This window comes from Thermococcus sp. (assembly GCF_027008145.1).
GTDB lineage: Archaea > Methanobacteriota_B > Thermococci > Thermococcales > Thermococcaceae > Thermococcus.
Genome location: NZ_JALTCZ010000040.1, coordinates 1 through 3,080 on the forward strand (window position 1 = coordinate 1; position 3,080 = coordinate 3,080).

At 51.3% G+C, this 3,080-nt stretch carries 3 protein-coding genes and 1 pseudogene; 2 read left to right on the forward strand and 2 right to left on the reverse strand.

Annotation, left to right across the window (positions count from 1 at the left end):
• Together MVD07_RS01915 and MVD07_RS01920 are read right to left on the reverse strand one after the other, a co-directional pair.
• Positions 1 to 330 (reverse strand): annotated as a pseudogene (locus MVD07_RS01915) (hypothetical protein); the annotation flags it as partial.
• On the reverse strand, positions 321 to 665 hold the full coding sequence (locus tag MVD07_RS01920) for a hypothetical protein (RefSeq protein ID WP_297497908.1): 345 nt from the start codon (positions 663 to 665) through the stop codon (positions 321 to 323). The pseudogene MVD07_RS01915 and the gene MVD07_RS01920, both read right to left, overlap by 10 nt.
• Before the next feature lie 25 nt (positions 666 to 690).
• Here MVD07_RS01920 and MVD07_RS01925 point away from each other — a divergent pair, with 25 nt between their 5' ends.
• Positions 691 to 2,673, forward strand: coding sequence for a hypothetical protein (locus MVD07_RS01925; protein ID WP_297497911.1), 1,983 nt, complete (start codon positions 691 to 693; stop codon positions 2,671 to 2,673).
• A gap of 70 nt (positions 2,674 to 2,743) precedes the next feature.
• Positions 2,744 to 3,080 (forward strand): glycosyltransferase family 39 protein (locus tag MVD07_RS01930; protein ID WP_297497914.1); only part of this gene is annotated, 337 nt, incomplete at its 3' end.

The window sequence follows — 3,080 nt, forward strand, 5'->3', positions numbered from 1 at the left end:
GTTTCTGCTGTGGATGAGCCCTAAGAGCTTTTTAAAGCGCTCTGGGGAGAAATGCTTTCTCATAAAATCCGGGTTGAGCTCAAGGAGCTGGGTGAAAACAAGCAGGGTATCTCCAGCGATCCCCGGGTTCTCGTCGTCGAGGAGCTCAACGAGCGCCTCAAAGACCTTCCTATCCTTCACGGCCTCCTGGGTCAGAACCTCAAACTGGCCGTCCTCAAGCATCCCCCTGACCTTTTTCTTTTTCGATCCGAAGGAAAGGAACCCCATTACACCCCACCAACTGGATGCTTCAACGTCAACACTTAAAAACCTCTCCCTCCTTAGTCCCACGTCATGGAGACGTTTAGAGTGTTGAAAAGAACGTCCCTTAGGTCGTTTGTCCTTGGCTCCCTGTTAGTACTCTCTCTAATCGTGCTATCACGCTTCCTCTGTCCCTGCTGGGCGGTTATCATGGTTTGGCTCCTCGGCTTACCTTTAGTGAATCGCACCCTTCCGGATTCTCCGCTGGCCCTTAGGCTCTCCGTGGCACCGGCCCTTGGGATCTCAACTCTAACTGTGGTACTCCATCTCTTCAGTCTGTTGGGCCTTGGAATAAAGGCGGGAGTGGTTTTTTTGATTATGCTAACTGTGATACTGCTGGCCTGCTCATGGTCGGGGCTTTTCATTAACACCAAAACCTCGGCTCACGAAATGGGGGATCTGCTCCGGTGGGCTATTCCCATACTGGTCATTGCGATCGTCCACTGGGCCGTCTACACGTATCCAACCGATAACGTTGACAACTTCTTTCACGCGACTAAAATCGAGTATATGCTCAGGTACGACACCACTTACCCCCCGGTGGTTCCGATCTTTGACGTCCTGACTTATCCGGCAGGCTATCATTCCCTCGCGTCTTTTATAATGCTCCTGAGCGGGGAACGGGTAATACCCAGGGTCATGCTCGAACTCCGGCTCTGGGAATGGGTTTTTTTGGCTATGGGCGTTTACGTTCTCTCTTATCTCTGGTTCGGGAGAAAAGTCGCGAGCTACACCCTCTTGGCCATGCTGGGTGTAAATTTGCTCCACTACTATCTCATTGTTTACATAGCACCAAACTTCCTTGGTTTCTACTTCTTTGCCCTTCTCCTGGGCTTGGTCGCTGATATCTGGGATGGTTTCGATATGAGGAAATACTCCTCTCTAACTCTCATCAGTGTGGGAGCCATCTTGGTTCACCCGTACAGCTATCAGAACTACGTCTTTGTGGCGGTGGTTTACCTCGGACTTAATCTTCTTTCCAAGGGATTGAGCACCGACAAGGTTCTCCTGTTTTTGAAAAGGGTGTTCATGCTTTTTATTGTACCTCTTTTTGTGCACGCTCTGGTTAACCCCTACTTCTGGTTCCCCTCGCTTGTCCATGTAAAAATCGAGTACCCCTGGGCGTCTTACGTTGGGGTTGTCGTGTCCAAGCTGTCGGTATTCCACGGTGTGGGCCCCAGGGACACCTGGCAGTATTTTGAGCTCTTTACCAAGTGGGCAACCGTGAGAAACGATAACTACACAGGACTTCTCTTCACCTTCCTCGGTGGGGCTTACCTCTTATACAGAAAAGAGTTTCGGAGGAAGGGGGTATCACTCGTGCTTTTTTTCGTCTTTGTTCTCTTCCTCATTCTCGATAGGCTAACGGTAAATATCCCCATACCTTTCTACAGCACGGCTGCGATAGAGAGGATGTTCCTCTGGCTGGTTCCAGTGTTTCCTGTTTTCGTTGGGGCGGGCATTTCTTGGTTCGACGAGTTGACCTCCCGGGTTCCGATTAGGGAGATGAGCAAGAAGCTCTTCTATCTGAGCGTTATTGGGGCGTTCTTCCTCGTTCCTGCCGTGGGGACTGCCTACGACCTCCTCTCTGCGGAGGCGAACTTCTACGTCAGGGCTGACAACCTCGAGGACTTCCACTGGATATCTACCCATTTCCCCAACGCGACCGTGTTGAACTCCTGCACCTTCGATTCGGCGCAGTGGTTGCCCTTTTTCGAGCCTTGGAGCAACATAACTGTAATGTTCAACAGCAGGATAAAGAGGTGTAGAATAGGGAACGTTACCCCCTCCAGCTTTTCGGAAAGGCTGTTAAATGAGAGTACGGTTCTTCCAGGTTACATCGCCTACATAGACACCAACGCCCCCAGCCTGAATCCGCTGGACTTCTTCCAAAGATACAGGCTCCTGAGACTGAATGGGAACAACTGGATTTTTGATCTATCCTCACTGAATACATCAATGAACGAGAGAAAAGCGGCCGCCGCCCTGAGGCTCTGCGGGAATTCCATACCAGGCAACACTGAGAGATACGGGAAATACTTTGTCTACGGCTTTAAAAAGAAGTATTTCAACGTGAGGAGGATGTACCTTGAGGGCCTGGACTACGCTTGGATGAGGGGTAAGGAGGGTGTTGTCGGCTTCGCCCCATGCAGGAATTACAGGGGTGTCCTGGTGGAGGTTTACTCCCTCAGACCTCAGGCTCTAAACGTTACAGTAAACGGAAAACTCGTTGGAAGGTTTGAGCTCAAGGCTGGAGAGAACAGGTTCCAGATCCCGGTCGAGTTGCCCGGAGGTGAGCTGGTCTTCGTGTCTTTCTCCACAGAGGAGGGGCCCCTGTTCGTGAGGTTCATCAAACTGCTGGATGAGCCTTGAGCTTGGAAAGGTTTATTACTCCTTGGCCCAGAATCCTCAGGGGATACCTGATCCCTCGTGGGGGGATAGCATGGAGGTGAAGATCAAAAGAATTCTACTGTTCTCAGCGTTAATCCTGTACTATCTGTTGACCCGTCTGTGGGGTATATCAGGGGCCATGAACGAGTACTTCGACTACGATGAGGGGACTTACCTCCTGATAGCGAGGTTCATAAACCATGGCATCCTCCCCTACAGGGACGTAATAGCGGTGCACCCGCCTTTTTACTACTACCTCCTCGCCCTCTGGATGAGGATTTTTGGGGACAGCTATGTTGTCGGGAGGTCTCTCTCCGTAGTTCTGGGCTTAGCTGCAGTTTACGTTGCCTACCTCACCGGAAGGGAGCTCCGGGACTGGAAGCTGGGCG

Coding starts and splice junctions, on each gene's coding strand:
- MVD07_RS01920 (WP_297497908.1), bottom strand. CDS start 665: ATGAAAAGCCCCGACCATGAGCAGGCCAGCAGTATCACAGTTAGCATA.
- MVD07_RS01925 (WP_297497911.1), top strand. CDS start 691: ATGGGGGATCTGCTCCGGTGGGCTATTCCCATACTGGTCATTGCGATC.